This window comes from Bacteroidota bacterium, from assembly GCA_034723125.1.
In the GTDB taxonomy this organism is placed as follows: domain Bacteria; phylum Bacteroidota; class Bacteroidia; order CAILMK01; family JAAYUY01; genus JAYEOP01.
In genome coordinates this window covers 1-5,886 of sequence record JAYEOP010000030.1, presented here as the reverse complement: position 1 = coordinate 5,886, position 5,886 = coordinate 1, and the positions used below count along the sequence as shown (strand labels likewise).

The window sequence follows — 5,886 nt, the reverse complement described above, 5'->3', positions numbered from 1 at the left end:
AAATAATAAAATTCCAATTTTTCAAAATGTTTGAATATTAGATAATTGGTTATTGAGAATTATTTGTTTTTTGATGTTTGAGATTTGTTATTTTTAAAATGAATAGTTTTCTAAGAGGCACTATTTACGTAATTGCAAGATAACATAAAAATTTTCATGTAAACAAGGATGTACGTATTGTTAAAAAACTTAGGGCTTAAAGTATTAGTAACCTTAAATTTATTTTGTAACTTGCCTTGTTTTTATTTTATTGTATTTCTAAATAAAGCATAAATTTTTTAGTAAAAATGAAAATTAAATATTTTATAACACTAAGTGTTTTGCTAATAGCTTTTAATCAAAAAATATATTCACAAAATTTCAAATATCCTGTTACAAATTATTCAACAAAAGAATATGGAAGACAACAGGAAGCTCAAAATTGGGCTGTAGTACAAGACAAACGTGGCTTTATGTATTTTGGCAATTCAAATGGAATACTTGAATTTGACGGGAAAGATTGGAATTTTATTAAAGTTAAGTCAGGAAGATATGTAACCTCCTTAGCCTGCAACGATAAAGGAAAAATATTTGTTGGCTCACAAAATGAATTCGGCTATTTATCTCCCGATAAATTAGGAAATCTTCTTTATTCTTCACTTTCTGACTCTTTAAAAGATGATGATAAATTTTTTACAACTATCTGGAAAACTTACACTTTCGATGATAAAATCTATTTTCAATCAGAAGAATCATTATTTATTTATGATGGTAAAAACATTAAAGTCATCAATGCCACTACTTCTTTTCATCTTTCATTTTTGGTTAACAAAACATTATACTTGAGGCAAAGAAGTGAAGGGCTAATGAAAATTACTAAGGGCAAACTTGAAAAAGCACTCAATGGGAAATTCTTTTTGGATATTGGTATTTTTGCCATGCTACCTTTTGCAGATGAATCGGAAAATATTTTAATAGCAAGCTACAACAGTGGATTATGGAAATATAATCCCACGAATGGAAAAATAATTGAGTTCACTGTTGATGATGAAAAAACAATTAATTCCTCAAACATATACGGTGGAATACTATTAAACGATAATAATTTTGCATTTAATACCACTAACAATGGTTTGATAATTATTGATAAAAACGGTAAAATAAAAAATATAATTAATCAAAGAATAGGATTAAGAACAAATCATATTAAGCAGGCATATCAGGATGCTCAAAGAAATATTTGGGTAGGATTAAGTAATGGTATTTCGAAAATTGAATACGCCTCTCCCCTTTCTTTTTATTCTGAAAATTCAGGTATTAAAGGAAATGTTTATGCAATTAATAATTTTAACAACAAGCTTTATATCGGTACGTCCACAGGCTTATACAAGCAAATACCTAACAGTTCATTTATTAAATTCAAGCCTGTTACTGCAATTGCAAACGATGTGTGGTCTTTGATAAAAGCGGAGAATTCAAATTTAATAGGTGCTAATGATGGAATTTATTCTATTGAAAATGATGAAGTAAAAAAAATATATTCTATCAATGCCTATACATTAAAATATAATAAGAAATCAAAATTATTATTTGTAGCTGGAGATAAAGGTTTATCGATATTTAAAAGAAATAAAAGTTGGGAATTATTAAAACAATTTGATGATATTTTTGTAGAAGTTAAAAAAATTGCAATAAATAAAAGTTGTACTACGCACTACCTTGAAATTTGGCTTGGTACAAGTACAGGAAAAGCTTTAAAAATTCAAATGGACAGCAATCTCAATTATAAAATATCAGAATATGGAATTGTTGATGGATTAGAAGACGGACCTGCCCTACCATTTGAATATCAAGAAAAAGTAGTGTTTGCTACAAACAATGGATTTCTGGATTTCGTTGATGAAGAAACTGTTAAACAAGCTTTAGCTGATTCATTAAAAGATAAACCTGAGTTTTACAAAGGTTATTTTGATATAGCAAATATTCCAGGAAACAGCAGAATAACAGCTACAACATTATTATTCGAAAACAATAACAGAACATATTTTACCCTTGATAACAAAATAAACATCATCGATCAAAACGGAAATATTATTAAAAAAGCCTTTGCCGCTATTGAAATGGGGAAATTGCAGACAATTTACAATTTAAAAAACAAAGACACATGGATAGGATGCGATGACGGATTGGTTTATTATAATTTTGAAAAAAATACAAAATTTCAAAGCAATTACAAAACTCTGATACGAAAGATATTAATTGCAAATGATTCATTAATTTTTAATGGCACTTACTATTCTAATGATACTTCAAAAGCACTGAAAATCTCATCAAAGCAAGCCAATAGTTTTAAACCCACACTTGATTTTAAAGATAATTCAGTAACATTTGAATTTGCTTCTCTGTTTTTTAATTACCCCAATAAAATCAAGTTTTCATATAAATTGAAAGGATACAAAAATAAATGGTCATCATGGTCAAGTGATTCCAAAGCGATATTTACAAACCTCCGTGAAGGTGATTATACTTTTTATGTGAAATCAAAAAATATTTACGCTACAGAAAGTAGTATCGATAGTTTTGAATTTACAGTGTTACCACCTTGGCACCGCACCACTATAGCTTATATTTCCTATTTTCTTATTTTGATAATACTAATTTATATTACAATAAAAATCAGTAGTTACCGCCTAAGAAAGAAAAATGAAAGACTTGAAGTAATAATTAAAGAAAGAACAAAAGAAATTGCAGAAGAAAAGGATAAATCCGATAAATTACTTTTAAATACTTTACCTGTAAAAGTTGTTGATGAATTAAAAGAAAAAGGAAAAGTAGAACCAGAAAACTTTAATGATGTAACAGTTTATTTTTCTGATGTTGTTGGATTTACAAATAAATCAACAAAAATGGAACCTAAAGAATTAATAGATGAGCTAAGCGATATATTTACTGCTTTTGATGATATTATGACAAAGTATAATTGTGAGCGAATAAAAACAATTGGAGATGCTTATATGGCAGTATGTGGTATGCCCGAGCCAAATGAGAAACACGCAGAAAATATGCTAATGGCATCATTAGAGATTATGGAATACTTAAAAAGCAGGAATAATAATAAAGATAGCAAACAAAAATGGGAAATCAGAATCGGGCTGAATTCAGGGAAAGTAACAGGTGGTATTGTTGGTGTTAGAAAATATATTTATGATGTTTTTGGCGATACCATTAACACAGCATCAAGAATGGAATCCAGCTCAGAACCAATGAAAATTAACGTTTCGGAAGCTACATTCAATTTATTAAAAAACGATTTCAAATTCATAAATCGTGGAAAAATAGAAGCAAAAGGAAAGGGTGAAATTAATATGTTTTTTGCTAAACTGGATTAAGGGAAGAAATAGGATAAAAATTGTATAACGCTCAGTCAGTAGTGTATAAGTGTTTTTTATAAAAGATAAATTTTACAATTTTTTTTTCAACGTATCCTGAATATTGATATTACTTGAATCCTTCATAATGGGTGTAAGTTCTGACTGGGTTTTCTTATTGGTAGTTGTTGACTTAGAAACTGTATCAGCATCTTTGGTTTTAGGTATTTCTTTTGATTTTATATTGTTCTTTATCTTACTGTTTCCAATTGAGACTTTTGATTTTTCTTCTTTTTGATTAACGATGGTATCACCTGTAAAATTATTTTTTTCTTTATTCAGAAATGAACTTAACCTATCAAATTTCAAAACACTGAGAAACAATAGAATTAAGATTATAAGAGCAATAGTACTTAACCAAAATAATTTTCTCCTAATAACTTTTGTTTTACGCATTATGTTTGAACTAAATCCTGATGACAATAAAATATCACATAAAATAACAGTTGTATTATCTAAGCCTCCTTCTTTATTTGCATCCGAAACTAATTTTTTAGAACATTCAACTATATCTGAATATTTGCTTAAAATTTCACTTATTTGTTTGTCTTGCAACATTCCATTTAAACCATCACTACATAATAAAATCTTATCACCTTTCACTAAACCAGCATTTACATAATCAGGCGATGGTGTTTTATCACCAAGAGATTGAGTAATTATATTGCTCTCTGGATGATAAAAAGCTTGTTCATAACTTATTTCTTTTTTATCAACAAGTTCTTGAACATAGGAATGGTCTTTTGTTAAACAAATTAAACCTTTTGATTTATTGTATAAATATGCTCTACTATCACCAACCCATGAAATATGTACAATGCTCTTATTTATCCATGCAATTACGATTGTTGTTCCCATTCCTCTTGTAGATGGATTAGATTTAGAATGTTTTTTTATATTATTATGAACCTTCAGTATAACTTTGTTCAAAGTTTTTTTTATTTCGTTTTCATTAATGTCCTTTTTTATTGGTTTGGAATTAAAATATTCTTTAACTGATTTTACTGCAATTTCAGAAGCAACCTCCCCTGCATTTGTACCTCCCATACCATCTGCAATAACCATCAAACAACCATGATTACTTAATTCGATTTTTGATTCATTAGTAAAAATCCATTTTTTTTCTTCAAGCTTTGGATTACAAATATAATTATCTTCATTATGCTCTCGTTCTTCACCAACATCAGTAAGAGCAGTAAGTTTAAATTTTAAATGCTTTGACATTATTTATTATTTTGTTTTATTATTTCCAAATCAACATTTACATTACTTTCTTTTTTACGTGGAATTAAGGAAATATAATAATTTAGAAGCTTTTTATTTGTTATTCCTGAACAATAAAAATTAATGCAACCGGTTGAATAACTCAAGGTCAAGAAAAATCCTCCTATAATATTTTCTTTCGCTGGTACTTTTTCAAGTTTTGCCTCACTCCTTTTTATATTCAACTCAGTTTTGTAAATAGCATATCTTATGTTTTCATTTGTTAATGAATCTCCATCAAAATAAGCAAAAACAATCCACCCTGATTTGGTTTTTGAAACATTATTAACTTTAAGTCCTTCTTTCTTTTTTATACTAATAAATCTTATTATTGATAATTCTTCAAGAGTTTTGTTATATTTTATTAAAGTATCATTTATTTGAATTTCATTATATCTTTTTATCTGTGAATAGTTCGTATCATAAATTGACTTACAAAAAGTATTAGACAAAACTGCTTCTAATGTATCAATGTTTTTATATTTGTAATAATTAGTATCTTTTTCCCATGGTTCCAATATTTCATCATTTACCCAAATAAATCCATTTGCCAAAACTCCAAAGAAATATGATACGCCAAAATAATCTTTTCCATTTAAGCCAAATGTAATATTTTTTTTACGATTATTTGTTTTTAATACATACTCCTGTTTAAATATAACAAATGAACTGTCAATTGATTTTAGTATAAGTTCCTGATTATTTGAAAAGATTCCTTTATTAAATTTATCTAAATTTATTTGTGCTGAAATCTTTAAAGAAAATAAAACTAAGAATAAAGCAAAAACTATTTTTTTTATCTGATTCATAATTATATAGATTAAATTCTTATTAAAATTATTTATATAAAGCTGAAATTGGAATTATAAAACCAACAGAATTACCCATTTTTGCAGAAACAATTCCAATTACAAGGTAGTTTCCATTTTGATTAATAAATACTGGACCTCCTGAGTTTCCATAATCAAAATTACTATCAGTAATTGTTATTAAATTTCCTTGCAAACCACTTGTAGAAACCATACAATCACTATACATTGGCGAAATATTATCACCCTCTTTTGCTCCCAAGCCGAAAGGGTATCCAAGAATTTCAAGTTTGTCTTTAGTATGAAGATTCTCTGATAAATTATTATTATATTTTAATCCGCCTTTTATTTTTGTTCTTACAAATGCCCAGTCATTATGATTATTAAATGATGCAATGGTAAACATA

4 protein-coding genes are annotated in these 5,886 nt (G+C 27.3%); 1 reads left to right on the top strand and 3 read right to left on the bottom strand.

Going from position 1 to position 5,886, the window contains the following annotated elements; genetic code table 11:
- Nucleotides 1-287 precede the first annotated feature (287 nt).
- Nucleotides 288-3,368 carry an adenylate/guanylate cyclase domain-containing protein gene (locus tag U9R42_01225; protein ID MEA3494635.1) on the top strand — a complete coding sequence of 1,027 codons (3,081 nt, stop codon included), beginning with the start codon at nt 288-290 and terminating at the stop codon, nt 3,366-3,368.
- Between the two features lie 72 nt (nt 3,369-3,440).
- Here the strand turns inward: U9R42_01225 and U9R42_01220 are convergent, their stop codons facing one another.
- The 3 genes from U9R42_01220 to U9R42_01210 form a co-directional block, all read right to left on the bottom strand.
- Entirely contained in the window at nt 3,441-4,631 is a 1,191-nt protein-coding gene (locus U9R42_01220) for a Stp1/IreP family PP2C-type Ser/Thr phosphatase (protein MEA3494634.1), read from the bottom strand.
- Nucleotides 4,631-5,479 carry a hypothetical protein gene (locus U9R42_01215; GenBank protein MEA3494633.1) on the bottom strand — a complete coding sequence of 283 codons (849 nt, stop codon included), beginning with the start codon at nt 5,477-5,479 and terminating at the stop codon, nt 4,631-4,633. The genes U9R42_01220 and U9R42_01215 overlap by 1 nt, the downstream gene beginning before the upstream one ends.
- 28 nt (nt 5,480-5,507) lie before the next feature.
- On the bottom strand, nt 5,508-5,886 hold a 379-nt coding region (locus U9R42_01210), incomplete at its 5' end, for a S1C family serine protease (GenBank protein ID MEA3494632.1).

Excerpts from the sequence above, each read along its gene's own strand:
- U9R42_01225 (MEA3494635.1), top strand. The coding sequence starts at position 288 with ATGAAAATTAAATATTTTATAACACTAAGTGTTTTGCTAATAGCTTTT.
- U9R42_01220 (MEA3494634.1), bottom strand. The coding sequence starts at position 4,631 with ATGTCAAAGCATTTAAAATTTAAACTTACTGCTCTTACTGATGTTGGT.
- U9R42_01215 (MEA3494633.1), bottom strand. The coding sequence starts at position 5,479 with ATGAATCAGATAAAAAAAATAGTTTTTGCTTTATTCTTAGTTTTATTT.